This window comes from Pseudonocardia sp. ICBG162 (assembly GCF_020496225.1).
GTDB lineage: Bacteria > Actinomycetota > Actinomycetes > Mycobacteriales > Pseudonocardiaceae > Pseudonocardia > Pseudonocardia alni.
Map to the genome: position 1 here is coordinate 1,201,129 of NZ_JAHLJD010000013.1, position 24,657 is coordinate 1,225,785.

Annotated in this window: 21 protein-coding genes and 1 pseudogene; 10 read left to right on the forward strand and 12 right to left on the reverse strand. The window is 74.3% G+C overall.

Features of this window, described 5'->3' with window-relative positions; translation table 11 throughout:
• Positions 1-13: 13 nt before the first annotated feature.
• Together argJ and argC are read right to left on the reverse strand one after the other, a co-directional pair.
• Complete coding sequence (argJ, locus tag KPL60_RS08620; protein WP_226365485.1) at positions 14-1,186, reverse strand: bifunctional glutamate N-acetyltransferase/amino-acid acetyltransferase ArgJ; 1,173 nt, start codon at positions 1,184-1,186, stop codon at positions 14-16.
• Complete coding sequence (argC, locus tag KPL60_RS08625; RefSeq protein ID WP_226356723.1) at positions 1,183-2,217, reverse strand: N-acetyl-gamma-glutamyl-phosphate reductase; 1,035 nt, start codon at positions 2,215-2,217, stop codon at positions 1,183-1,185. Before argC ends, argJ begins: the two co-directional genes overlap by 4 nt.
• Before the next feature lie 167 nt (positions 2,218-2,384).
• On the opposite strand from argC, the gene KPL60_RS08630 reads away from it, so the two are divergent.
• The gene (locus KPL60_RS08630) at positions 2,385-3,221 is read left to right on the forward strand and encodes a hypothetical protein (RefSeq protein ID WP_226365486.1); all 837 of its coding nucleotides are present in this window, start codon (positions 2,385-2,387) and stop codon (positions 3,219-3,221) included.
• Between the two features lie 39 nt (positions 3,222-3,260).
• Here KPL60_RS08630 and pheT read toward each other — a convergent pair whose 3' ends face one another.
• The 7 genes from pheT to uvrA form a co-directional block, all read right to left on the reverse strand.
• The gene (gene pheT, locus KPL60_RS08635; protein WP_226365487.1) at positions 3,261-5,768 is read right to left on the reverse strand and encodes a phenylalanine--tRNA ligase subunit beta; all 2,508 of its coding nucleotides are present in this window, start codon (positions 5,766-5,768) and stop codon (positions 3,261-3,263) included.
• Positions 5,769-5,806: 38 nt separating this feature from the next.
• The gene (gene pheS, locus KPL60_RS08640) at positions 5,807-6,862 is read right to left on the reverse strand and encodes a phenylalanine--tRNA ligase subunit alpha (RefSeq protein ID WP_226356502.1); all 1,056 of its coding nucleotides are present in this window, start codon (positions 6,860-6,862) and stop codon (positions 5,807-5,809) included.
• Positions 6,863-6,899: 37 nt separating this feature from the next.
• The gene (locus tag KPL60_RS08645; protein WP_179762788.1) at positions 6,900-7,766 is read right to left on the reverse strand and encodes an RNA methyltransferase; all 867 of its coding nucleotides are present in this window, start codon (positions 7,764-7,766) and stop codon (positions 6,900-6,902) included.
• A 16-nt stretch (positions 7,767-7,782) separates the two neighbouring features.
• Positions 7,783-8,166 (reverse strand): 50S ribosomal protein L20, encoded by a 384-nt coding sequence (gene rplT, locus KPL60_RS08650; protein ID WP_020623392.1) that lies wholly within the window; start codon positions 8,164-8,166, stop codon positions 7,783-7,785.
• 77 nt (positions 8,167-8,243) lie between these two features.
• Positions 8,244-8,438: a 50S ribosomal protein L35 gene (gene rpmI, locus KPL60_RS08655; protein ID WP_020623393.1), complete on the reverse strand. Its 195-nt coding sequence runs from the start codon at positions 8,436-8,438 to the stop codon at positions 8,244-8,246.
• Positions 8,439-8,536: 98 nt separating this feature from the next.
• Positions 8,537-9,175, reverse strand: a complete 639-nt coding sequence (gene infC / locus KPL60_RS08660) for a translation initiation factor IF-3 (RefSeq protein WP_062402817.1) — start codon at positions 9,173-9,175, stop codon at positions 8,537-8,539.
• Between the two features lie 229 nt (positions 9,176-9,404).
• Positions 9,405-12,413, reverse strand: coding sequence for an excinuclease ABC subunit UvrA (gene uvrA, locus KPL60_RS08665; protein WP_226366055.1), 3,009 nt, complete (start codon positions 12,411-12,413; stop codon positions 9,405-9,407).
• Positions 12,414-12,782: 369 nt separating this feature from the next.
• Here uvrA and KPL60_RS08670 point away from each other — a divergent pair, with 369 nt between their 5' ends.
• On the forward strand, positions 12,783-13,457 hold the full coding sequence (locus tag KPL60_RS08670; protein ID WP_226365489.1) for an MBL fold metallo-hydrolase: 675 nt from the start codon (positions 12,783-12,785) through the stop codon (positions 13,455-13,457).
• A gap of 3 nt (positions 13,458-13,460) precedes the next feature.
• Here KPL60_RS08670 and KPL60_RS08675 read toward each other — a convergent pair whose 3' ends face one another.
• Positions 13,461-14,303 (reverse strand): AraC family transcriptional regulator, encoded by an 843-nt coding sequence (locus tag KPL60_RS08675; RefSeq protein WP_226356501.1) that lies wholly within the window; start codon positions 14,301-14,303, stop codon positions 13,461-13,463.
• 49 nt (positions 14,304-14,352) lie between these two features.
• Between KPL60_RS08675 and KPL60_RS08680 the strand changes: the two genes are divergently transcribed.
• The gene (locus KPL60_RS08680; protein ID WP_226356500.1) at positions 14,353-14,796 is read left to right on the forward strand and encodes a DUF2000 domain-containing protein; all 444 of its coding nucleotides are present in this window, start codon (positions 14,353-14,355) and stop codon (positions 14,794-14,796) included.
• Here KPL60_RS08680 and KPL60_RS08685 read toward each other — a convergent pair.
• Entirely contained in the window at positions 14,771-15,070 is a 300-nt protein-coding gene (locus tag KPL60_RS08685; RefSeq protein ID WP_226356499.1) for a hypothetical protein, read from the reverse strand. The genes KPL60_RS08680 and KPL60_RS08685 overlap by 26 nt on opposite strands.
• A 17-nt stretch (positions 15,071-15,087) precedes the next feature.
• Positions 15,088-16,461, reverse strand: a pseudogene (locus KPL60_RS08690) (MFS transporter).
• A 490-nt stretch (positions 16,462-16,951) separates the two neighbouring features.
• On the opposite strand from KPL60_RS08690, the gene KPL60_RS08695 reads away from it, so the two are divergent.
• The 7 genes from KPL60_RS08695 (at position 16,952) to KPL60_RS08725 (ending at position 24,641) form a co-directional block, all read left to right on the forward strand.
• Positions 16,952-18,040 carry a hypothetical protein gene (locus tag KPL60_RS08695; protein ID WP_226365490.1) on the forward strand — a complete coding sequence of 363 codons (1,089 nt, stop codon included), beginning with the start codon at positions 16,952-16,954 and terminating at the stop codon, positions 18,038-18,040.
• Between the two features lie 23 nt (positions 18,041-18,063).
• Positions 18,064-18,555, forward strand: a complete 492-nt coding sequence (gene rnhA / locus KPL60_RS08700) for a ribonuclease HI (RefSeq protein WP_226356496.1) — start codon at positions 18,064-18,066, stop codon at positions 18,553-18,555.
• A 24-nt stretch (positions 18,556-18,579) separates the two neighbouring features.
• Positions 18,580-20,676, forward strand: coding sequence for a prolyl oligopeptidase family serine peptidase (locus KPL60_RS08705; protein WP_226365491.1), 2,097 nt, complete (start codon positions 18,580-18,582; stop codon positions 20,674-20,676).
• 258 nt (positions 20,677-20,934) lie between these two features.
• The gene (gene rd, locus KPL60_RS08710; protein WP_337829806.1) at positions 20,935-21,141 is read left to right on the forward strand and encodes a rubredoxin; all 207 of its coding nucleotides are present in this window, start codon (positions 20,935-20,937) and stop codon (positions 21,139-21,141) included.
• 19 nt (positions 21,142-21,160) lie between these two features.
• On the forward strand, positions 21,161-21,922 hold the full coding sequence (locus KPL60_RS08715) for a ribonucleotide reductase (protein WP_226365492.1): 762 nt from the start codon (positions 21,161-21,163) through the stop codon (positions 21,920-21,922).
• 552 nt (positions 21,923-22,474) lie between these two features.
• Entirely contained in the window at positions 22,475-22,939 is a 465-nt protein-coding gene (locus KPL60_RS08720) for an MSMEG_3727 family PQQ-associated protein (RefSeq protein WP_226356493.1), read from the forward strand.
• A gap of 13 nt (positions 22,940-22,952) precedes the next feature.
• A complete protein-coding gene (locus KPL60_RS08725; protein WP_226365493.1) occupies positions 22,953-24,641 on the forward strand; it encodes a PQQ-dependent dehydrogenase, methanol/ethanol family in 1,689 nt (562 codons plus the stop codon).
• The last annotated feature ends 16 nt before the right edge of the window (positions 24,642-24,657 follow it).

The window sequence follows — 24,657 nt, forward strand, 5'->3', positions numbered from 1 at the left end:
CGGGGCGACCGGCTCAGGAGGAGTAGGCACTGTTCTCCTCCACGTAGGCGTGCGACAGGTCGGTGGTCCGGATCTCGGCGGTGTGCCCCTCGGCCCCGCCGGACAGGCCCAGCTCGACCTCGATCAGCACGTCCTTCCCGGACAGGTCGCAGTCGGCCCGGTCCCCGGCGACGACGGCGCCCTTGCACAGCAGCACGCCGTTGATCGTGACGTCGAGGCGCTCGGGGTCGATCTCGGCGTCGGCGTACCCGGCGGAGGCGGCGACCCGGCCCCAGTTGGGGTCGGACCCGAACATCGCGGTCTTGACCAGGGAGTCGCGGGCGATCGTGCGGGCGACGGTGACCGCATCGTCCTCGGAGGCGGCACCGGTGACCCGCACGGTGATCCGCTTGGTGACGCCCTCGGCGTCGGCCTGCATCTGCTCGGCGAGGTCGCGGCACACGCGGGTGAGCGCGGCGGTGAACACCGCCGGGTCGGCCTCGACGCCGGACGCGCCGGAGGCCAGCACCAGCACGGTGTCGTTGGTGGACATCGAGCCGTCGACGTCGAGCCGGTCGAAGCTGTAGCGGACCGCCTCGCGCAGCGCGGCGTCGAGCGTCGCCCGGTCGAGGACGGCGTCGGTGGTGAGCACGCTGAGCATGGTCGCCATCGACGGGGCGATCATCCCGGCGCCCTTGGTGGTGCCCCCGACGGTCCAGCCCGCCGGGTCGGTGACCGCGGACTCCTTCGGGACGGTGTCGGTCGTCATGATCGCGGCGGCGACGGCGGACCCGGCCTCGGGCCCGGACGCCAGCTCCGCGGCGGCCGACCGGACCCCGGCGAGCACGGTCTCCCGCGGGAGCTGCTCACCGATCAGGCCGGTGGAGCACACGGCGACGTCGATCGCGCCGCAGCCGACCACCTCGGCGACCTGCTCCGCGGTGGCGTGCGCGACCTGGAAGCCCTCGGCGCCGGTGCAGGCGTTCGCCCCGCCGGAGCTGAGGACGACCGCGCGCAGCGAGCCGGTGGTCAGCACCTGCTGGGACCACAGGACGGGGGCGGCCTTGACCTTGTTGCGGGTGAAGACCCCGGCGGCCTCGGTGCGCGGGCCGTCGTTGACGACGAGCGCCAGGTCGGCCTTGCCGGACTTCTTGATCCCGGCGGCGATCCCGGCGGCCCGGAAGCCCTGGGCTGCGGTCACGCTCACGGCGCCACTCCCGTCGTCGGCAGGCCGGTGGTCTCGGGCAGACCGATGGCCAGGTTCATGCACTGGACGGCGCCGCCCGCGGTGCCCTTGGTGAGGTTGTCGATCGCGGAGACGACGACCAGCCGGGCGGCGTCGACGTCGACGGTGACCTGCAGCGCGACCATGTTGGAGCCGAGGGTCTGCGCCGTGGTGGGCCACTGGCCCTCGGGCAGCAGCCGCACGAACGGCTCGTCGGCGTAGGCCTTCTCGTAGACCGCCCGGACCGCCTCGGCGTCGGTCGCCGGGTCGATCAGCGGGGCCGAGCAGGAGGCGAGGATGCCGCGCGGCAGCGGCGCGAGCACCGGGGTGAAGCTCACCGACACGGGCGAGCCGAGCGCGGTGGACAGGTTCTGCGCGATCTCCGGGGTGTGCCGGTGCACGCCGCCGACGCCGTACGCCGACAGCGACCCCATGACCTCCGCGCCCAGCAGGTGCGGCTTGAGCGACTTGCCCGCGCCGGAGGTGCCGGTGACCGCGGTGATCACGACCTCGGGGGCGACAAGGCCGGCGACCAGGGCCGGGACCAGCGCGAGGCTGGTGCCGGTCGGATAGCAGCCCGGCACCGCGACGCGACGGGTGCCGGTCAGCGCGGCCCGGGCGCCGGGCAGCTCGGGCAGCCCGTAGGGCCAGTGCCCGGCGTGCTCGCCGCCGTACCAGCGGTCCCAGGCGGCCGGGTCGGTGAGGCGGTGGTCCGCCCCGCAGTCCACGACGAGCGTGTCCGGCCCCAGCTGCGCCGCCAGCTCGGCGGACTTGCCGTGCGGCAGTGCGAGGAACACCGCGTCGTGTCCGGCGAGGTTCTCCGCCGTGCTCTCGCCCAGGACGCGGTCCGCGAGCGGGGTCAGGTGCGGCTGGTGCTCGCCCAGACGCGTCCCCGCGTTCCCGCCGGCCGTGAGGGCGCCGATCTCCACCTCGGGATGTGCGAGCAGCAGCCGGAGGAGCTCTCCCCCGGCGTAGCCACTGGCTCCCGCCACTGCGATGCGTACCACGTGGATGAGTATGCACGTCCCCGGAAAGCCATGCAATCGGGATTCACGATCGCGACCGGGCGGTGCGGAACCGGGCCCGGCGGCTGCGTGCGACGCCTAGTTTCCCGCGGGTGCGGCGACGGGTGACACGCGGGGTGGGGCCGGGCGCGGGCGCGCCCGCACGGGGACGGTCGGTGGCCGTCACGGCGGCGGTCGCGGCGGTGCTCGCGGGGCTGCTCGGCGGGTGCGCGTCGACCGTGTCGGGGACGCCGTGGCCGACCGGCCAGGGGCCCGCGCTGCCGTCGTCCGGGGCGGCACCGGTGGAGCCCACGCGACGGCCGCCGACGTCGTTCACGGTGCCCGGGCCGCTGTCGAGCGGGCCGCTCGCCGCCCCGACCACCGACGGCCGCCCGACCACGACGGTCCCGCCCGTCCCGGTGCCGCCCTCGTCCGGAACGCCGGTCCCGTCCGGTCCCCCCGACGGCGGGGCCGGTGCGGCGCGCACGGTGCCGCCGGTGCCGGTCGGGGACGGTGCGTCCCGCGTCCCGGACGGGCGGGCCCGGCCCGCCCCGGGAACGGCGCGCGCCACGGCCCGGCCCACCGCACCGGCCGCCCCGGCCCCGCTGACCTCGGACGTCGTGGCCGACGAGTGCCTGCTCGACCACGCCGCGCTGACCGGGCTGCTGGGCGGCCCGCCGGTCGCGCCCGCGACGAACGCCGTGGTCACCCGCACCGACGGCACCCGCACCCGGGCCTGTTTCGCGCTCGCCGACGGCGTGACGGTGTCGGTGAACGTGTACACGACGAACCGGGGCACGCCCGCCGGCTACGTCGCCGGCGCACGGCACGGCAGCACGGTGACCGGCCTCCCGGCGGGGACCTCCGCGGCGGTGCTCGACACCGTCGCCGGGCCGACCCTGCAGCTGGCCACCGCCCGGTACCTCGTGACGGTGGCGGTCGCGGGACGGACGCCGTCCCGCGACCAGTGGCGGGCCGCCGCGGTGGCCGCCGTCGCGGCGGCCCCGCGCTGAGCAGGCCGGGCCCGGCGCGGGCCCGCCACTGGCCGGGGGTCAGCGCAGCGCGGCTCCGTGCCGGGCCGTGGCCTCGGCGACCGCCGCGTCCCGCGCGGCGTTCGCCTCCTCGCTGGTCAGCGTGCGGTCCGCGGCGCGCAGCCGCAGCGAGAACGCCAGCGAGCGGCGGCCCTGTCCGACCTGGTCGCCGGTGTAGACGTCGAACAGACGCACCGACTCCAGCAGCTCCCCCGCACCCGCGGTGAGCGCGTCGGCGAGGTCCGCGGCCGGGACCGCCTCGTCGGCGACCAGCGCGACGTCCACCGCGACCGGCGGGAACGCCGACACCCGCGGCACGGGCAGGTTCTCCCGCAGCGGGACCGCGTCGAGGTCGATCTCGGCCGCGGCGGTGCGGGCCGGCAGCCCCAGCGCCTCGACGACCTTGGGGTGCAGCTCCCCGGCGTACCCGACGACGGTGTCGGTGCCCGCGACGACGAGCTCCGCGCACCGGCCCGGGTGCCACGGCGCCCGCTCGGCGCGGCGCGCCCGCAGCTCCACCCCTGCGGCGGCACCGGTCAGCCGGGCCGCCTCGACCGCGTCCTCCCAGGCCGCGGGACGACCCTTGCCCCACCAGCCGCGCGGCTCGCGGTTCCCGGCGAGGACGACCCCGACGTGCACGGGCTGGTCGGGCAGCGCGGCGCGCAGGGCGGCGTACTCGGCGTCGGACGGGCGGCCGGTGACGGCCGGGTCGGGCATCGCGGGGGTGGTCTCCCCCGGCTGCACGACCTGCGCGATCGCGTACAGCGCGAGGTCCTCGGCGCCACGGGAACGGTTGCGCACCAGCATGTCCAGCAGGCCGGGGAGCAGGGTCGTCGTGAGCCGGGACCGCTCGGCGTCGAGCGGGTTGGTGACGGCGACGGTGCGGCGGCGCTCGTCGTCGGCGGGCAGGCCCAGGTCGTCCCAGACGGTGTCGGAGACGAACGGGAACGGCAGCACCTCGACGTGGCCGGCCTCGGCCAGCGCGCGGGACACCGCACGGCGGCGCTGCTGGGCGGCGGACAGGCCGCGTCCGGCCGGGGCGGTGGGCAGCACCGAGGGGATGGCATCGTAGCCCTCCAGGCGCAGCACCTCCTCCACCAGGTCGGCCGCCATGGTGAGGTCCGGGCGCCAGGTCGGCGGGGTCGCGACGACGACCCCCTCGCCACCGGCACCGGTGTCCAGCGCGACGGCGCAGCCGACCTGGGTCAGGCGGCGCACGGTGGCCCCGCGCGGGTAGTCGACGCCGGCGACGCGGTCGGGCATCGACAGCGGCATCCGCACGCTCGCGACGGCGGGGACCCCGCCCTCGTCGGTGCGGCCGTCGGCGAGGGTCCCGCCGCCGAGCTCGACGAGCAGCTGCGCGGCGCGCTCGGCCGCGACCGGCGGCAGCGCCGGGTCCACGACCCGCTCGAACCGCTTGGACGCCTCGCTGGGCAGCTTGTGCCGGCGCGCGGCGCGCGCGATCACCGGCGGGGAGAAGTGCGCGGCCTCCAGCAGCACGTCGACCCGGGCTCCGTCCGCGAGGTCCTCCGGCGCGGGGATCTCGGTGGACGCGCCGCCCATGACACCGGCGAGCCCGATCGGGCCGGAGTCGTCGGTGATGAGCAGGTCGTCGGTGTCCAGCGCACGGGTGTGGCCGTCGAGGGTCTGCAGCTTCTCCCCCGTCGTCGCGCGGCGGACCTCGATGGCACCGGTCAGGCGGGTCGCGTCGTAGGCGTGCAGCGGCTGGCCGAGGTCGAGCATCACGAAGTTGGTGACGTCGACGATCAGCGAGATCGGCCGCATCCCGGCCGAGAGCAGCGCGCGCTGCATCCACCAGGGGCTGGGAGCGGCCGGGTCGACGCCGTCCACCCGGCGGGCGACGAACCGGGGGCAGGCGTCGGCGTCGGCGAGCCGCACCGGCCACGCGTCGCCGGTGGTGTCCGGGACGGCGACCCGGGTGACCGGGTCGGTGTAGTCGGCGTCGAGCGAGGTCGCGAGCTCGCGGGCGAGACCGCGGACGGCGAAGCAGTAACCCCGGTCCGGGGTGACGGCGAGCTCGACGACGGGCTCGGACAGGCCGAGGACGTCGAGGGCGTCGTCGCCGGGCTCGGCGGTGCCGGGCGGCAGCACGAGGATGCCGCCGCTCTCGGCGCCGAGGCCGAGCTCCTTCGCCGAGGCGATCATGCCGTCGGAGACCTTGCCGTAGGTCGTGCGCTGGGCGATCGCGAAGTCACCGGGCAGCACCGCACCCGGCTCGGTGACGACGACGAGGTCGCCGACCGCGAAGTTCCGGGCGCCGCACACCACGTAGCGGTGGCGCTGCCCCTCGAAGCCCACCCGGCAGTACCGGATCGGCTTCTTGAACTCGGTGAGCTCCTCGATCTCCTCGACCCGGGCGACCGTGACCGGCCCGGTGACCGCGGGGGCCGGGTGGATCTCCTCGACCTCCAGCCCGACGCGGACGAAGGCGTCGCCGATCGCCTCGGGACCGGCGGGCAGCGCCGCCGGGTCGATGTGCCGGGCGAGCCAGGACGCGGACACTCGCACTGCTCAGAACTCCTCGTGTGGAAGCGGGGTGGGCCGGGTCAGACGCCGAACGCGGTCGAGAAGCGCACGTCGCCCTCGACCATGTCCCGCATGTCCGGGATGCCGTTGCGGAACATCAGGGTCCGCTCGATGCCCATGCCGAACGCGAAACCGGAGTAGACGTCGGTGTCGACGCCGCAGGCGCGCAGGACGTTGGGGTTGACCATGCCGCAGCCGCCCCACTCGACCCAGCCGGGGCCGCCCTTCTTCTGCGGGAACCACAGGTCCACCTCGGCCGAGGGCTCGGTGAACGGGAAGTACGACGGCCGCATCCGGGTACCGGCCTCCGGGCCGAACACCGCGCGGGCGAACGCGTCGAGCGTCCCCTTGAGGTGGGCCATGGTCAGCCCGCGGTCGACGGCGAGGCCCTCGACCTGGTGGAACACCGGGGTGTGGGTGGCGTCGAGCTCGTCGGTGCGGAAGGTCCGGCCGGGGCAGGCCACGTAGACCGGCAGCTCGCGCTCCAGCAGCGACCGGACCTGCACCGGCGAGGTGTGCGTGCGCAGCACCGTGCCCGAGTCCTGCCCGCGCTCGGGGTCACCCAGGTAGAAGGTGTCCTGCATGGTGCGGGCCGGGTGGTCCTTGCCGAAGTTGAGCGCGTCGAAGTTCAGCCACGACGCCTCGACCTCGGGACCCTCGGCGACCTCCCAGCCCATCCCGACGAAGATGTCGGCGATCCGCTCGGACAGCTGCGTGATGGGGTGGCGCGCGCCGCGCGGGCGACGGTCCCAGGGCAGCGTGACGTCGACGGCCTCCTCGGCCAGCACCCGGGCGTCGCGCTCGACGAGCAGGACCTCGCGGCGCGCGTCGAAGGCGGCCTGGGCCTCCACGCGGGCGGCGTTGACCCGCTTGCCGGCGTCGGCGCGCTCGGGGCCGGGCAGCTGCCCCAGCGACCGGCGGGCCATCGGGATCGGGGCGCGGTCGCCGAGGTGCGCGGGCTTCGCCGCGGCCAGCGCGTCGAGGTCGCCCGCCTCGTCGAACGCCGTGCGGGCGGCCTCCACCGCGGCCTTCAGTGCATCCGGGTCGAGGGGGCTCGCCGTGTCGTTCTCACTCATGGTGCCCACGATCGTAGAGGGCGGCCGCGAGCCGGTTTCAGTCGCGCGCCGGGGACAGCTGCGGGGCGACGCCGGCGCGGGCCCCGACCGTCGCGTACAGGCAGATCGCCGCGGCGGTGGCGAGGTTCAGCGACTCGGCCCGGCCGTGGATCGGGACGCGGACCCGGTGGTCCGCGGCGGCGTGCACCGCGGCCGACGGGCCGTGCGCCTCGCTGCCGAGGATCCAGGCGACGGGCCCGGCGAGGGTCGGGGTGACGGCGGGGTCATGGAGGTCGACCTCGCCGTGCCCGTCCGCGACGAGCGTGGTCAGCCCGGCCGCCCGACACATCTCGACGACGGCGGGCGCGTCCCGGTCGCGGGCCAGCGGCAGGTGGAACACGCTGCCGGTGGAGGCCCGGACGGCCTTGCCGTTGTGCGGGTCGACGGTGTCCCCGGCCAGGAGGACCGCGTCGCAGCCCGCCGCGTCGGCGACCCGGATCACGGTGCCGACGTTGCCGGGGTCGGAGATGCCGTCGCAGACCGTGACGAAGCCGGGGACCCCGGCCAGCGCGGTGGCCACCGGGACGTCGAGCAGGTCGCAGACGGCGACGATCCCCTGCGGAGTGACCGTCTCGGACAGACCCGCGGCGGCCTTGTCCGTCACCGGGGACACCCGGGCGCCGGAACGCTCCGCGGCCTCGACCAGCTCGGGGTGGCGCTCGGCGGCGACGGCGGTGACGAACAGCTCGTGCACCGTCACGGCGGCGAGGGCCTCGCGGACGGCCTGGGCCCCCTCCACGAGGAAACGCCCGGCCCGATCGCGCCCCGCGCGTCGCAGCAGCTTGCGTGCCGCTGCGACGCGGGGAGTGCGTTCGGTACCGGGCGTGGAGTCCGCGGAGCGCTCGCCGGCGCCGCGCGACTCGATGTCGCCTCGGGTCACCTCAGGCCGCGGAGCCCTGCTCGGTGCCGACCGGCAGGTTCTCCTTCGCGACCGCGACGAGCGCGGCGAAGGCGGCCGGGTCGCTCACGGCGATCTCGGCGAGGTTCTTGCGGTCGACCTCGACACCGGCGGCCTTGAGGCCCTGGATGAACCGGTTGTAGGTCATGTCGTTGGCGCGGGCCGCGGCGTTGATGCGAGTGATCCACAGCTGCCGGAAGTCGCCCTTGCGCGCGCGACGGTCCCGGTAGGCGTAGTTCATCGAGTGGAGCATCTGCTCCTTGGCCTTGCGGTACAGCCGCGAGCGCTGCCCGCGGTAGCCGGCGGCCGACTCCAGCGTGGTGCGGCGCTTCTTCTGGGCGTTCACGGAGCGCTTCACGCGTGCCATGGGGTATCTCCTGGGGCTTCTCCGGCACTACCGCGATGGGGGTACGGCGTGCCGGGGTTCGTGAAAGGGGCGGAAGGTCAGTGACCGAGCAGCTTCTTGACGCGCTTCACATCGGCCTTGGCGAGCTCGACGGTGCCCGACAGGTCGCGCTTCTCCTTGCGCGACTTGACCTCGAGACGGTGCCGCAGCCCGGCCTGCTGGCGCATGAGCTTGCCGCCACCGGTGATGCGGACGCGCTTCGCGGTCCCCTTGTGCGTCTTGTTCTTCGGCATGACGTATCCGTTCGATGTCGGCCCCCGAGGTTCCGGGGGTCGGTGCGGGTACTGCGTGTCCCTCCCGTGCCCGGCTGCGGCCGGGCACGGGAGCGGGCTCACGCCTCGGCTTCGGCGGGGGCGTCGGCCGGGGCGTCGGAGCTGGCTGCGGCCGTCGTCTTGCGCGACGCCGGCTTCTTGGTCGGTGCCAGCACCATCGTCATGTTGCGGCCGTCCTGTTTCGGAGCGGCCTCGACGACGGCCATGTCACCGATGTCCTCGGCCAGGCGCTGGAGCAGGCGGTAGCCCAGCTCGGGACGCGACTGCTCGCGACCACGGAACATGATCGTGACCTTGACCTTGTTGCCGCCTTCGAGGAAGCGGATGACGTGACCGCGCTTCGTCTCGTAGTCGTGCTTGTCGATCTTCGGCCGGAGCTTCTGCTCCTTGATCACGGTGAGCTGCTGGTTGCGCCGGGACTCCCGGGCCTTCTGCGCGCTCTCGTACTTGAACTTTCCGTAGTCCATGAGCTTGCAGACCGGCGGGCGGGCCTGGCCGGCGACCTCGACGAGGTCGAGGTCGGCGTCCTGGGCCAGCTTGAGGGCGTCCTCGATACGCACGATCCCGACCTGCTCGCCGTTCGGGCCCACGAGGCGGACCTCGGGCACGCGGATGCGGTCGTTGATGCGGGGCTCTGTGCTGATGGGGTCTCCTGTGTGACTCGCTGTGTCGCTGCTACCTGCTGCCGGCGACGACAAGCGAAGACCCGTTGATCGGCCCGCGACAGAATGCTGCCGCGAAGCCGGACCATGGACCCGGACACCGTCACGATCACGGCGCGGGTGGGAGCGGGGCTCCACTTGACGCCCGGAACACACGTGTCAACGCGATCCCGGGTGGTCGCATTCCCGAGGGTAACAGGCCGCCGGTGTGCCGGGAACGCGGGGGCCGGGCCGGGACCTGCGCGGACCCGGCCCGGGGCGGGGCTCAGCCCGCGCTGGTGGCCGTGGCCCGGCTGCGCCGTGCGGTCGTCGGCCGCCCCGCGCCCGTGGTGCCGTTGCCGTTGCCGTTCGACGACGAGGTCCGCCGCCGGACCGGCTTGACCGGGGTGTCGTCAGGGGTGACCAGGTCGCGCAGGAACCGGCCGGTGTGGCTGTCGGGGTGTGCCGCGATCTGCTCCGGCGTCCCCTGGGCCACCACGGTCCCGCCGCCCGAGCCGCCCTCCGGGCCCATGTCGATGACCCAGTCCGAGGTCTTGATGACGTCGAGGTTGTGCTCGATCACGATCACGGTGTTGCCCTTGTCCGCCAGCCCCTGGATGACGGCGAGGAGCTTGCGGATGTCCTCGAAGTGCAGACCGGTGGTCGGCTCGTCGAGGATGTAGACGGTGCGGCCGTTGCTGCGCTTCTGCAGCTCGCTGGCGAGCTTGACCCGCTGGGCCTCACCGCCGGACAGCGTCGGCGCGGGCTGCCCGAGCCGGACGTAGCCGAGGCCGACGTCGACCAGGGTCCGCAGGTAGCGGGCGATCGAGGTGATCGGCTCGAAGAACTCGGCGGCCTCCTCGATCGGCATGTCGAGGACGTCGGCGACGGTCTTGCCCTTGTAGTGGACCTCGAGGGTCTCCCGGTTGTACCGGGCCCCCTTGCAGACCTCGCACGGCACGTAGACGTCCGGCAGGAAGTTCATCTCGATCTTGATCGTGCCGTCGCCGGTGCACGCCTCGCAACGGCCGCCCTTGACGTTGAACGAGAAGCGGCCCTCGGCGTAGCCGCGGACCTTCGCCTCGGTCGTCGCCGCGAACAGCTTGCGGACCTTGTCCCACACGCCGGTGTAGGTCGCCGGGTTGGACCGCGGGGTCCGCCCGATCGGCGACTGGTCGACGCGCACCAGCTTGTCGAGCTCGTCGATGCCGTTGATCCGGGTGTGCCGGCCCGGCACCTGGCGGGCGCCGTTGAGCCGGTTCGCCAGCACCGTGGCGAGGATGTCGTTGATCAGCGTCGACTTGCCGGACCCGGACACCCCCGTGATCGACACCAGGCCGCCGAGCGGCACGTCGACGTCGATGCCGCGCAGGTTGTGCTCGCGGGCGCCGACGATGGTCAGCCTGCGGTCGTGGTCGAGCTCGCGGCGCTCGGGCAGCGGGATCGACTTGCGCCCGGACAGGTAGGCGCCGGTCAGCGAGGTGTCGTGCGACTCCAGGTCGGCGATGGTGCCGGAGTGCACGACGCGGCCGCCGTGCTCACCGGCGCCGGGGCCGATGTCGACCGCCCAGTCCGAGGCGCGGATGGTGTCCTCGTCGTGCTCGACGACGATCAGCGTGTTGCCCAGCTCCTTGAGCCGGGTCAGCGTGTCGATCAGGCGCCGGTTGTCGCGCTGGTGCAGCCCGATCGACGGCTCGTCGAGGACGTAGAGGACCCCGACCAGGCCGGAGCCGATCTGGGTGGCCAGCCGGATGCGCTGCGCCTCGCCGCCGGACAGCGTGCCCGCGGCGCGGTCCAGCGACAGGTACTCCAGCCCGACGTCGAGCAGGAAGCCCAGCCGGGCCTGCACCTCCTTGAGCACCGCGCCGGCGATCATGGCCTGCCGGTCGTCGAGGACCATGCCGTTCAGGAACTGCGAGCACTCGGCGACCGACATGTTCGACACCTGCGCGATCGACCGCTCCCCCAGGTCGCGGTGCGGCAGGGTCACCGACAGCACCTCGGGGCGCAGCCGGGCGCCGTTGCAGGCGGGGCAGGGGATGTCGCGCATGTAGCCCTCGTAGCGCTCCCGCTGCGACTCGGACTCGGTCTGCTCCAGGCGGCGCTCGAGGAACGGCATGACGCCCTCGAAGTTCGCGTAGTACGAGCGCTCGCGGCCGTAGCGGTTGCGGTAGCGCACGTGGACCTGGTCGTCGCTGCCGTGGAGGACCGCCTTCTGGGCGGCGGCGGGCAGCTTGCGCCAGGGGGTGTCCATCCGGAACCCGACCGCGGTGGCCAGACCGGACAGCAGCCGGCCGAAGTACTCCGCGTTGTGCCCGGACGACCAGGGCGCGATCGCGCCGTCGCCGAGGGACAGGTCCGGGTCGGGGACGACCAGCTCCGGGTCGACCTCCTTCTTGATGCCGATGCCGGAGCAGGCCGGGCAGGCGCCGTAGGGCGAGTTGAAGGAGAACGTGCGGGGCTCGAGGTCGTCGACGGCGAGGGTGTGCCCGTTCGGGCAGGCCATCCTCTCGGAGAAGCGGCGCTCGCGCTGCGCGTCGTCGTCGGGCAGGTCCACGAAGTCCAGCACGACCAGGCCGTCGGCCAGCCGCAGCGCGGTCTCCACCGAGTCGGTGAGGCGCTGCTTGGCGGTCGCCTTCACCGAGAGCCGGTCGACGACGACGGAGATGTCGTGCTTCTCCTGCTTCTTCAGCTTCGGGGGGTCCGAGAGCTGGTGGACCGTGCCGTCGACGAGGACACGGGAGTAGCCCTGGGCCTGCAGGTTCCCGAACAGGTCGACGAACTCGCCCTTGCGGGTGCGCACGACCGGCGCGAGCACCTGGAAGCGGCTGCCCTGCTCCATCTCCAGGACCTGGTCGACGATCTGCTGCGGGGTCTGCTTCTCGATCCGCTCGCCGCAGGTCGGGCAGTGCGGGATGCCGGCGCGGGCGTAGAGCAGCCGCAGGTAGTCGTGGATCTCGGTGATCGTGCCGACCGTCGACCGCGGGTTGCGGTTGGTCGACTTCTGGTCGATCGAGACCGCCGGGGACAGGCCCTCGATGAAGTCGACGTCGGGCTTGTCCATCTGCCCGAGGAACTGTCGCGCGTACGCCGAGAGGGACTCGACGTAGCGCCGCTGGCCCTCGGCGAAGATCGTGTCGAACGCGAGGCTGGACTTGCCGGAGCCGGACAGCCCGGTGAAGACGATCATGCTGTCGCGGGGCAGGTCGATGTCGATGCCCTGCAGGTTGTGTTCGCGCGCGCCACGCACGACCAGCTTCGGCCCTTCCGGGACCGGCGACGCGCCCGGGGACAGGGCGGTGCCGGCGTCGCGGCGGTCGGTGCTGTGGTCGCTCACGTTTCGCGCCTCCTGGGGTGGCGGTGCCGTCCGGGTGATACCCCGTCGTAGCGCCCGCAGGGCTGGGGGACATTCCGCGACCGGGCACCTGTGGCCGGTGAGGTTCGTCCCCACGTCCGCCGTCGATGCTAGGTCGACCCACCGACAGCGAGCCCGTCGAGCGGGCCCCGCAGACGGTCCGGCGCGGTGGATGTACACCGGGACGCGCCGGTCGGTCCGCAGCGCACGGTACTCGCACGTCCGTTCGATCCGTCAGCGGCCCCGTGGGTGCGACCGGCGGGTTCTCCCCACCGCGGGATGTCGGTGCGGGCCGCTACCCTCCCGCTCGTGGACGTCCTGGAGAACTACACCGGTCACACCGACCCGGGCGGCGCGGCCATCCGCCGCGACCTCGAGCGGCTGAGCATCAGCAAGGTCTCGGTCGGCGAGATGGACAACAACGCGTACCTGCTCGTGTGCAAGCAGAGCAACGAGGCGCTGCTGATCGACGCGGCGGCCGAGCCGACCCGCATCGCCGACCTCGTCGGCGCCGCCGACGAGCGCCCGGACCTGCGCCACCTGGTCACCACCCACCGCCACGCCGACCACTGGCAGGCCCTCGGCGCGATCGCGGGCATGTTCGAGCCGCGGCTGATCGCCCACCCGCAGGACGCCCCGGAGCTGCCGGCCCCGATGGACGAGTTCGTCGAGCACGGCGACACGATCGCCTTCGGCGAGATCGAGCTGGAGGTCATCCACCTGCGCGGGCACACGCCGGGCTCGCTGGCGCTGCTCTACCGCGGGGAGGACCGGCCGCACCTGTTCACCGGGGACAGCCTGTTCCCGGGCGGGCCGGGGAAGACCTGGTCGGCGGAGGACAACGCACAGCTCATCGGCGACCTCGAGGAGCGGGTGTTCGACCGGCTCGACGACGACACCTGGTTCTACCCGGGCCACGGGGACGACTCGACGCTCGGGGCGGAGCGGCCGAGCATCCCGGAGTGGCGCTCGCGGGGCTGGTGACCCTCAGCGCACCGCCGGGCCGCTGCGGGCGTAGCGGCCCGGCGTGACCCCGACCAGCCGCACGAACCGGCGGTGCAGGTGCGCCTGGTCGTGGAACCCCACCGCCGCGGCCGTCGCGGCCGGCGGGGTCCCGTCCAGCAACAGCGACCGCGCCCGTTCGACGCGGCGGGCGTCGAGGTAGCGGTGCGGCGGCAGCCCGAAGCGCCGCGAGAAGGTGCGGACCAGGTGGCCGGGGTGGGCGTGCAGCAGCCGCCCGGCCTCGGCGAGGGTCACCCCGTCGACCAGCCGGGCGTCGAGCAGGTCCCGCAGCCGGCCGGCCAGGTCGTCCGCCGGTGCCGGGCCGGGCCCGGCGGCCGGGTCCAGGTGAAGGGCGAGGCGTTCGGCGACGAGCGCGAGCCTGCTCTCGGCGTGCAACTCCTCCCCCGGCACCACCAGCGCGCGGTGCAGCTCGTCGAGCCTGCGGCGCAGGACGGGGTCGGCCACGCCCGGCCGGTCGACCGCGGGGCCGACCAGACCGCCCGTCCCGGACGCCCCCGGGTCGAGCGCGGCGGGGTCGAGGTAGAGGACCCGCTTGCGGAAGCCGGAGCCGCCCGCCGCGCGTCCGTCGTGCGCGACCCCGGGCGGCAACAGCGTCACCGGGGCCTCCTCGGTCCCGTGCGGACGGCGGTCCAGGTCGTAGCGGACGGCGCCGTCGTCGACGATCAGGACGGTCCACGTGGAGTGCGCGTGCAGCGGGTACCGGTGCCGGACGAAGCGGGCGTGCAGCACCTCGGCGATGCCCGGCACGCGCTGCGGCCGCCAGGCGGTGACGGCCTCGCCCGGCGCCCGCGGCCCGGCCCCGTTCATGTGAGGAACGTACAAGAGTGCGGGGGCCCGGCCGTCGAGGATCGACGACGTGACCATCTCCGCCCCGCTCCCCTCCTCCCCCGCACGCCCCGCCACCAAGATCGCCGTCGTGCTGCGTGACGACCTGCTCGGCTGGCAGGTCGCGAACGTGACCGCGTTCCTCGCCGCCGGGGTCGCGGCCGGTGTCCCCGAGCTGATCGGCGAGCCCTACGCCGACGCCGACGGCACCGCCTACCTGCCGACGCTCGGCCTGCCGGTGCTCGTGCGCGCCGGGGACGCGACGACGCTCGCGGCCTGCCGGGCCCGGGCGGTCGGCCGCGGGCTGCCGGTGGCGGTGTTCACCGCGGCGATGTTCTCCACCGGCAACGACCACGACAACCGTGCGGTGGTCGCCGCGGCCCGGGCCGAGGAGCTCGACCTGGTCGGGGTGGCGCTGCACGGGCCGCGCAACGCCGTCGACAAGATCCTCAAGGGGACGACGACCCATCCGTGACGGCCGGCGGGGCCAGCCCGGCGTCGTCGAACAGCTCCCGCCAGCGCGCCGCCGGGAGCCGGTCCAGCGGGCGGTCCGCGGACGCCCACGCCTCGGCGACGGCGCCGGGCAGCAGGTCCGCGCCGACCAGCCCGGCGTCGGTGAGTTCGGCGAGCAGCTGCGGCAGGCGGTGCCCGCCGACCCGGGCGACGGCGGCGTCCCAGTCGGCCCGGGTGAGCGGGCGGTCGCGGTCGAGCAGTGCGTTGACGGTGATCTCGTAGAGGGCCTGGCTCACGCGGTCAGGATGCCCCCTCAGCCCAGCTCCTCCAGCGCGAGTCCGGTGGAGCGCGGGCCGAGCAGGCCGACGTCGAGGCACAGCAGCACGATGAGCCCCGCCGCGCCGCCGAACACCGCGACCGGTCCGGCCGTGGCCAGCAGCGGGACGGCGATGAACGGGAGGAACGCCGACGTCGCCCGGGACAGCGAGTAGGCGATCCCGCCGGCGGTGGAGCGGATCGTCGTCGGGAAGATCTCGGCCTGGTAGATGTGGAACGCGTTGGAGAACACGTTGCTCACCGCGGTCAGCAGGAACCCGGAGCCGACGATCACCAGCGGTGTCGACCCGGCCGCGAACACGATGCCGAGCACGCCGATCGCGAGCGCCGAGGCGATGATCAGCCACTTCCGCTCGAACCGTTCGACCAGCGGGACCGAGGCGAGCGAGCCCAGCGGGTACCCGGCGAAGCTGAGCGCGGCGTAGCCGAGCGACTCGGTGATGTCGAAGCCCTTGGCCACCAGGACCAGCGGCGCGAGCGTGCCGAAACCGTAGTAGGCGACGGTCTGGAGCACCTGGAAGATCAGGAGCATCACCGTGCGGGTGCGGTAGACCCCGCTGAACGCGGTCCGCAGCACCGCGAGGGTCGAGCCGGCACGCGGCTCCCCGGAGTCGGCCGTCGACACCTCCCCGTCGACCGGGGCGCCGGCCCGCCGGGCCACGTCCGCCGCGACGGCGGCGGCCTCCTCGCGCCGCCCGTGGGTGACCAGCCAGCGCGGGGACTCGGGCAGCACGCGGCGCAGCACCAGCACGAAGAACGCGCCCAGGCTCCCGGCGACGAGGAGTCAGCGCCAGCCGTCGACGCCCGCGATCGACTGCGCCGCGACGAGCCGGCCGCCGAGCAGCGCGGCCACCGGCACCCCGAGGAAGCCGACGGTGTACGCCCACGCCGTCCAGCGGCCGCGCACCCGCCGGGGCAGGAACTCCGCCAGGTAGGTGTCGACGAGCACCAGCTCGGCGCCCAGCCCGAGGCCGGCGAGGAAGCGCAGGACGAGGAACGTCTCCAGGTTCGGGGAGAACGCCGCCGCCACCGAGAACAGCGAGTAGGTCAGCAGGTTCAGCAGGAACACGGTGCGCCTGCCGAACCGGTCGGCGGCGATCGACAGCAGGACCGCGCCGACGAACATCCCGAGGAAGCCCGACGACACCACCGCCGCCTTGCCGATCGAGCCGAGCGCCCACTGGCGGGCCAGGATCGGGGCGAGCACGCCGCCGAGGAACACCTCGTACAGGTCGAAGAACGACCCGATCCCCACGAGGACGACGAGTCGCCGGTGCCATCCCGACAGCGGCAGCGACTCCAGCACCGCCGCGGGTCCGCTCGTGGCCGTCGTGGGCCGTGCCTCGGTCATCGCCGCCTCCCTCGCCGTCGTTGGCGTTGCTCACCATTGCATATCGCAACGATGTCGTGCGGTGACCGGTACGGGACGGGCGGCGTCCGGCAGGACCGCCGGGAGGGGCGCGACGGACGGTCGTCGTGCACGGACGGTCACCGTTACGAGGCGACCGGCCGCCGTTACTGCTCCGAACGGCCGCTGTTCGGGGGCCGTCGGCCCGCTTAGCGTCCCGGACCGATGAGCGCTCCCCACGCCGACGACCGCACCCCCGCGCGCCCGGAGGGCCGCCGCAACGGGCATCCGACGACGCTGCTGACGGGCGCCGCGCCCACCGACGGCGACCCGGCCCCCGGCACCGCCGCACCCGCGCCCGGCACGCCCGGCCCGGTCCCCGCCCCGCGCGCCGGGGACGGGACCGCCGACCCCGCCGGAGCCCGCACCGGAGCCCACCGAGCTGACCGGACCGGTGGACGTCCGGAACCGGCCGGGCCCGCGGACCCCGCCGATGCCCTGGCCCGCCGTGCCCGCCGAGGAGCGGCCGATGGGCGGGGTCCCCGCACAGCGGACCGGCCCCGGCGGGGCCGGGAGCGACCGGTCCGGCGGAGCCGCACCGTCCCCGGCGGACGACGACCGACCGGGCCACGACCGGGCCCCCGACCCGGCCGGCCCGGCCGCGGTGCCAGGGGCGGCACCGCAGGCAGGGGGTGCCGCCTCCCGGGTGGCACCGGGCGGGTGGCCCACCGCGCGCCCCCGGACCGCGCCGCCCGCGGGCCCGCACGCACCATGGACCGCGCACCCGGGCGCGATGCCCGGCCACGCCCCCACCGCGCCCTGGGCGGCACCGGTGCAGGGCGGCCCGGTCCAGCGCGGTCCGGTGCAGGGCGGTCCGCTGCGGGGCGGCCCGGTGCCGGGCGTTCCGGTCCAGGGCGGCCCGCGCGCCGCCGCGCCCGTGCCGGTCGTGTACCCGCCCGGCCACGCCGCGTCCGGGACCCCCGCCGGCCGCTGGGACGCCCTGCGCGACCGGCTGTCCGCGGCCCGGCTCCCCGACGGCGGGCTGCGTGGCGCCGTCCCGCACCGGGCCGCGGCGATCGCCGTGGCCGCGACGCTCGTGCTGGCCGCGGGGGTGGTCGTGGCCGCCTACGTGGGGTCCGAGAGCACCGGCGACCCCGGTACACCGCAGGGGTCCGGCACCGGGGCCGCACCGGTGGCGGCCCCGGCGGACCTGGTCGCGGGCACCACCGCGGCCGACCCGGCCGCGTTCGGGTCACCCGCGTCGTTCACCTCCCCGACCGGCAACATCTCCTGCCGCATCACCGGCGGCGCCGGGGACGGCGCCGTCCGCTGCGACGTCACCGCCCGCACCTGGTCGGCGGGTGACTGCCCGGACGCGGCGCTGGTCACCGGCGGGCCGGCGGGTGCCCGCACCGAGTGCGGCGGCGCGCCCGTCGGCTCCGGTGCGGCGGTGCTCGACTACGGCACCCACCTCACCGAGGGCGACGTCACCTGCGTGAGCTCCCGGACCGGCGTCGAGTGCCGCGACGCCCGTACCGGCGCCGGGTTCACCGCGGCCCGGGCGGCGTTCCGGCTCTACTGAGCCGCCCGCTAGCGTCACCGGCCGTGAGCACCGCCGACCCGTCCGTTGTCGTCGAGATCTTCACCGACGGTGCCTGCGTCCCGAACCCGGGACCGGGCGGGTGGGGTGCGGTGCTGCGGTACGGCAGCCACGAGCGCGAGCTGCACGGCGGCGAGCCGGAGCGCACGACGAACAACCGGATGGAGCTGACCGCCCCGATCCGCGCGCTGGACGCGCTGACCCGGCGCAGCGTCGTCCACCTGCACACCGACAGCACCTACGTGCGCAACGGCATCACCCAGTGGCTGCCGCGCTGGCAGGCCCGCGGCTGGCGGACCGCCGCCGGGGAGCCGGTCAAGAACGACGACCTGTGGCGCGAGCTCGACGCCGCCGTCCGCCGCCACGACGTCACCTGGTTCTGGGTGAAGGGGCACGCCGGGCACCCGGAGAACGAGCGCGCCGACCGGCTCGCCGCCCGCGGCTGCGAGGAGGCGGGCGGACGCGCGTCCGGGAAGCGGCCGTCCCGCACGCGGTGACGCCGGGGAGATAGCGTCGGCCGCGTGGCCGACTCGTTCCCCCGCCTGCACGCCCGCACCCGCCGCTTCACCCTCGGGGTCCCCCGCGGGTTCACCGTCGCCCCGGACGGGTCGCGGGCGGTGTTCCTGCGCAGCCGGTCCGGCACCGACCCGGTCACCTGCCTGTGGTCGGTCGACGCCGCGACCGGTGCCGAGCGGCTGCTCGTGGACCCGGCGTCGGTGCCCGGGCTGCCCGGCGAGGAGGACCTGCCCGCCGCGGAGCGGGCCCGGCGCGAGCGGGTCCGGGAGCAGGCTGGCGGCGTCGTCGGGTACACCACCGACGCCGCGGTCACCCGCGCCGTGTTCGCGCTGTCCGGGCGGCCGTTCACCGTCGCGCTGACCGGGGAGCCGGATGTGCGCCCGCTCGACGTCGGCGGGATCGAGGCCGTGGTGGACCCGCGGATCGACCCGAACGGGGCCCGGGTGGCCTTCGTCGCCGAGGGCGCGCTGCACCTGCACGACCTCACGACCGGCACGACGACGGCCGTGCTCACCCCCGACGGCGACGACGTCTCCTGGGGCCTTCCCGACTTCGCCGCGGCCGAGGAGATGGACCGCCACCGCGGGTTCTGGTGGTCCCCCGACGGCGGCGCGCTGCTCGTCGCCCGGGTCGACGAGTCGCCGGTCGCGCGCTGGCACATCGCCGACCCGGCGCACCCCGACCGCGTCCCGGCCACGGTCCGCTACCCCGCCGCCGGCACCCCGAACGCCCGGGTGGGGCTGGTCGTCGTCGCGCTCGACGGCAGCCGCACCCCCGTGACCTGGGACGACGAGACCTACGAGTACCTCGCCACCGCGGGCTGGGACGCACACGGCCCGCTGCTGTCGGTCCAGCCGCGCGACCAGCGCGAGGTTCGCACCCTGGCCGTCGACCCCGCGACCGGGGAGACCACCACGCTGCACTCCCAGACCGACCCGGTGTGGGTGGAGAACGTGCCGGGCGTCCCGGCGCGCACCGCGTCCGGGGCCCTGGTGCGCGCCGAGGACTCCGGCGGGGCGCGCCGGCTCGTCGTCGGCGACACCTACCTGACCGGCCCGGAGCTGCAGGTGCGCGGGGTCGTCGGCATCGACGGCGAGACCGTCCTGTTCCGCGCCTCGACGGAGCCGACCTCGGTGGCCGTCTGGTCGGTGACCCCGGGGTCCGAGCCGGTCGCGGTGACGCCGACGACCGGGGTGCACGCCGTCGCCGCGGCGGGGGGCACCACCGTGCGCGTGTCCCAGGACCTCGCGACGGCGCCGCACGCCGTGCTCGTCACCGCCGCCGGGGCCGAGCACCCGGTCGCCGGGCACGCCGTCGACCCCGGATTCGACCCGGCCCCGGTGCTGCACTCCTTCGGTGAGCGGGAGCTGCGCACCGCGGTGTTCCTGCCGTCCGGCCACGTGCCCGGGACCCCGCTGCCGGTGCTGCTCGACCCCTACGGCGGCCCGCACTCCCAGCGGGTGCTGCAGGCCCGCAACGCGCACCTGACCAGCCGCTGGTTCGCCGAGCAGGGTTTCGCCGTGCTGGTCACCGACGGTCGTGGCTCCCCCGGCCGCGGCCCGGAGTTCGACCGCGCGATCCACGGCGACCTGGCGGGCCCGGTGCTGGAGGACCAGGTCGCGGCCCTGCACGCGGCCGCGGAGGCCTACCCCGACCTGGACCTGGGGCGGGTCGGGATCCGCGGCTGGTCGTTCGGCGGGTACCTGTCCGCGCTGGCGGTGCTGCGCCGGCCCGACGTCTTCCGCGCGGGCATCGCCGGCGCGCCGGTCACCGACTGGACGCTCTACGACACCCACTACACCGAGCGCTACCTCGGGATGCCGGGCGGCGAGCCCTACACCCGCTCGTCGATCATCGCCGACGCCGCGACCCCGCCGACCGCGGACCGGCCGCACCGCCCGCTGATGGTCGTGCACGGTCTCGCCGACGACAACGTCGTCGCCGCGCACACCCTGCGGCTGTCCTCGGCGCTGCTCGCGGCCGGGCGTGCCCACCAGGTGCTGCCGCTGTCCGGCGTCACCCACATGACGCCGCAGGAGGTCGTCGCCGAGAACCTGCTGCTCCTGCAGGTGGGGTTCCTCCGGGACGCGCTCGGCGCCTGAGCGCGAACACGTGTTTCACCGATTCCGACGATCACCGGCGCCGGCCGGACCTGATCTCCGGGCACCGCGTCGTCGCAGGTGAGGGCGCCGCGCGTCCGTGCGTGACCGGACGCACGGAGGTCATCGGTGCCCGTGGCGGGGCTCCGGGCCCGCTTGCGACCCCGCTCACACTGTGGCTCCCTGGGCCGGAGGGACACCTCCGCCGGACCCGGTCACGGGCCGCCGGCGGGCGTGGGCGACGACGCCGTGGGGAGCAGCATGACGATGTCCGACCAGGCCACGCGGTCCCTGTGGATCTGCGAGCCGTGCGGCTTCGTCTACGACCCGGAGGAGGGCGACCCGGACGGCGGCATCGAGCCGGGCACCCCCTTCGAGGACATCCCCGACGACTGGATGTGCCCGATCTGCGGCGCCGCCAAGTCGGACTTCCGCCCGTTGGAGCCGGGAGAACAGTTCCCGGGGTGAGGACACCGAGACCATGGTCATGATCGCCGGATACGACCATTTCGTCCAGCTGGCCGAGTCGCTGCAGTGGGACGAGACCGACCTCGACCTGGGCCCGGACCGCGACGCGTGGACCCGGCTCGCGCCGGACGAGGCGGCGACCGTGCGCGGGCTGGTCGCCGGCTTCTGCATCGCCGAGGCCTCGGTCGCCGGGCAGCTCGGCTCGTACCAGGCGGCGGCGCTCGACGACACCATGCAGGCCGCGTTCCGCGCCCAGGCCCGCGACGAGGCGCGGCACGCCCGGTTCTTCGACCTGGTCGCCGCGCAGGTGCTGGGCGTCCCCGGCGACACCCCGGCCGACCGGCTGGACGTGCTGCGACGCGAGGTGAGCTCCGAGCTCGTCGACCTGTTCGAGCACCGGCTGCCGGCGACCGCCCGCGGGCTCGCCGAGGGCCACACCGGACTGACCGGGGCGGTCGGGCTCTACCACATGGTCATCGAGGGTGTGGTGCTGCTGGCCGGGCAGCACGCGATGCTCCAGACCCTGGACCGGCTGTCCGTCCCGCTGCCGGGCGTGCACCGCGGGACCGAGCTGGTCCTGCGCGACGAGCGCTGGCACATCGGCTTCGGCTCGCGGGTCGTGCAGAGCGCCGAGCTGGGCGGCGAGGAGGCCGACGCGCTGCTCGAACAGGGCGAGACCGCGTCGAAGGTCTGGGGCGGGCTCATCACCCCCGAGGCCATCGCGCTCGCGGTGAAGCAGCACCGCCGTCGGCTGAAGGCGGCGGGCATCAAGTTCTGGTGACACCCCCACGCCGGTCGTCGCCCTTTCGGGAAACATGTGTTTCATTCCTCCGGGCCGGCCGCGTGACCTGCACGGAATGGGCGCGGACGGTTCCGCGGGCGAGGACCGCGGGTGTCCACACCGGAGCCCGCGGCGCCGTCCCGGGTGCGGCGCCGCACGTCACGGCGGGGACGGCCGCCCCGGCCCCCGCGACGGTGCTTGTCGCCGCACCGACGTCACCGATCTCCGGTGGCCACGATTTCCGGGGCGCCCGCCCGCATTTTCCCAGCATTTTCCCGACGCCCCACGGGGCGGTCCGCAGAATTGTTCCCAATGTTTCCGGGCAATCGATTCCGGGCCGCGAGGCCGACACCGCGTAGCCGGTCCTGACCTGCGGGAAGATCGTCCGAGCCGAGCCCGTGACGCTCGTCGGAGATCATTCCGCATTCGAACTCGCGCGTTCATGATCGTCGGCGCAGAATCGGATGGACGCGCGGGGTTGACGCTTACCACCGTGCGATGTGAAGGTGATCACGTACCCACCGACGAATTGCGCTCGGGAGGAAAGTGTCAATGACGACCACCGACAACGAACGCGCCGAACAGCTGGAAGCCGCAGGTCTCGGCGGGCAGAACCGGCTCGCACTCGGCCGGCTGCTCGGCAGCGGGACCATCGGCTACGCCGAGGAGGGACCCGACGGCGTACTCCGCGCGACGATCCGGATCCCCGAGGACGAGATCTGCTACGAGCCCGGGGTCCTCATCCTCCCGCACGGCGGCGACATCGAGCTGACGCTCATCAACGACGACAAGAACACCCACTGCGCGGTGCTGCCCAGCAACGGCGACCCGAAGTTCATCTGGCTGGTGAACCACTCCAAGGGCACCGCCAAGATCAACCTCGACGGGCCGGGAACGTACTACTACGGCTCCGCGAGCGGCAACGACGAGGGCCGCGGTCTCACCGGGTCGATCGTCATCGGGGGCGAGGTACCCGACCACGCCAAGCTCGACCGTCCCCCGCAGCCGCGACCGTAGGAAGGATCCCGAGATGACCGACTACGTCGACGCGGGTGAAGCGATCCCGCACGTGCAGCTGACCAACGTCCGGGGCGAGGCCCCGGCCACGTCCACCGTGGACTACGACCGCATCCGCGGCGCACGCTCCGAGCCGCAGAACTGGCTGACCTACTACGGCACCTACGACGGGCAGCGCTACAGCGAGCTCGACCAGATCAACAAGGACTCGATCCGCCGGTTGTCCCCCGCCTGGGTCTTCCAGGCCGGGGCCGTCGGCATGCAGTCCGGTGCGTCCACCTACTCGTTCGAGGCGTCACCGATCGTCATCGAGGGCGTCATGTACGTCTCCGGTCCCGACGGCCGCGCCTGGGCGATCGACGCGAAGACCGGCGAGGAACTGTGGCGGTACAAGCACGCCTCGCCCTACGACGTGTCGCTGTGCTGCGGCAACGTCAACCGCGGCCTCGCCGTCGGGCACGGCAAGGTGTACATGTACACCCTCAACGCGCACATCGTCGCGCTCGACGCGACGACCGGGAAGATGGTGTGGGACACCGTCAACGGTGACGTCCGCGCCGGGGAGAGCGGCTCCGTCGCGCCGCTGATCGTCAAGGACCTGGTGATCGTCGGCAGCGCCGGCGGGGAGTTCGGCGTCCGCGGCCACCTCGACGCGTTCGACGCGGAGACCGGTGAGCGGCGCTGGCGCTGCTACACCGTCCCGAAGCCGGGCGAGCCCGGCTCGGAGACCTGGCCCGACGACGGCGAGGCCTGGCAGCGCGGCGGCGCGAACTGCTGGGTGACGCCCACCTACGACCCGGAGCTGGAGCTGCTGTTCCAGGGCACCGGCAACCCGGCGCCGGACTTCGACGGCGACATCCGCCCCGGCGACAACCTCTACACCGACTCGACGATCGCGGTGGACGTCAACACCGGCGAGATCAAGTGGCACTACCAGTTCACCCCGCACGACCTGTGGGACTACGACTCCACGATGGAGAACGTCCTGTTCGACGCGCCGGACGGGCGCAAGCTGCTCGCCCACGCGGACAAGAACGGCTACTTCTTCGTGCTCGACCGGACCAACGGCGAGCTCGTGCGGGTGTTCCCGTTCGTCGACCGGATCACCTGGGGCGAGATCACGCCCGAGGGCAAGGTGACGCCGAAGATCTACCCCGACGAGGAGGGCGTCCCGGTGCACTTCTGGCCGGGCCCGGCGGGTGGCAAGGAATGGACGCACATGTCCTACAACCCGCAGACCGGGTTGATGTACGTGCCCGTCCAGGAGGTCGGGGCGACCGCCACCCGGCGTCGCCGTGAGTTCAAGGAGTCCATCCCCTACTGGGGCGCCGGCGTCGCCGTCGACATCGAGGACTTCTACGGGTTCGTCGCCGCGATCGACCCGCTCACCGGCGAGGAGAAGTGGCGCTGGAACAACGAGTACCCGATGTGCGCCTCGACGCTGACCACCGCGGGCGGCCTGGTCTTCCAGGGCACCCCGACCGGTGAGTTCGTCGCGCTCGACGCCTCGACCGGGGAGAAGCTCTGGTCGTTCCAGTGCGGCAGCGGGCACCACTCCAGCCCGACCACCTTCGAGGTCGACGGCAGGCAGTTCATCGCCGTGCCGACCGGGTGGGGCGGCTGGGTCGAGGGGTTCCTGCCGGGCCTGCTCGGTGCGGCCGCGGGCGACGCGTTGTTCTGCTTCGCGTTGCCCGAGCAGTAGATCCGGCCGACCCCGG

What these genes read in the sequence shown, in the direction of transcription:
- rplT (WP_020623392.1), bottom strand. Translation starts at nt 8,166, where the DNA reads ATGGCACGCGTGAAGCGCTCCGTGAACGCCCAGAAGAAGCGCCGCACC.
- KPL60_RS08725 (WP_226365493.1), top strand. Translation starts at nt 22,953, where the DNA reads ATGACCGACTACGTCGACGCGGGTGAAGCGATCCCGCACGTGCAGCTG.
- KPL60_RS08715 (WP_226365492.1), top strand. Translation starts at nt 21,161, where the DNA reads ATGATCGCCGGATACGACCATTTCGTCCAGCTGGCCGAGTCGCTGCAG.
- rpmI (WP_020623393.1), bottom strand. Translation starts at nt 8,438, where the DNA reads ATGCCGAAGAACAAGACGCACAAGGGGACCGCGAAGCGCGTCCGCATC.
- KPL60_RS08695 (WP_226365490.1), top strand. Translation starts at nt 16,952, where the DNA reads ATGCCCTGGCCCGCCGTGCCCGCCGAGGAGCGGCCGATGGGCGGGGTC.
- rd (WP_337829806.1), top strand. Translation starts at nt 20,935, where the DNA reads ATGACGATGTCCGACCAGGCCACGCGGTCCCTGTGGATCTGCGAGCCG.
- KPL60_RS08675 (WP_226356501.1), bottom strand. Translation starts at nt 14,303, where the DNA reads ATGAACGGGGCCGGGCCGCGGGCGCCGGGCGAGGCCGTCACCGCCTGG.
- KPL60_RS08720 (WP_226356493.1), top strand. Translation starts at nt 22,475, where the DNA reads ATGACGACCACCGACAACGAACGCGCCGAACAGCTGGAAGCCGCAGGT.
- pheS (WP_226356502.1), bottom strand. Translation starts at nt 6,862, where the DNA reads ATGAGTGAGAACGACACGGCGAGCCCCCTCGACCCGGATGCACTGAAG.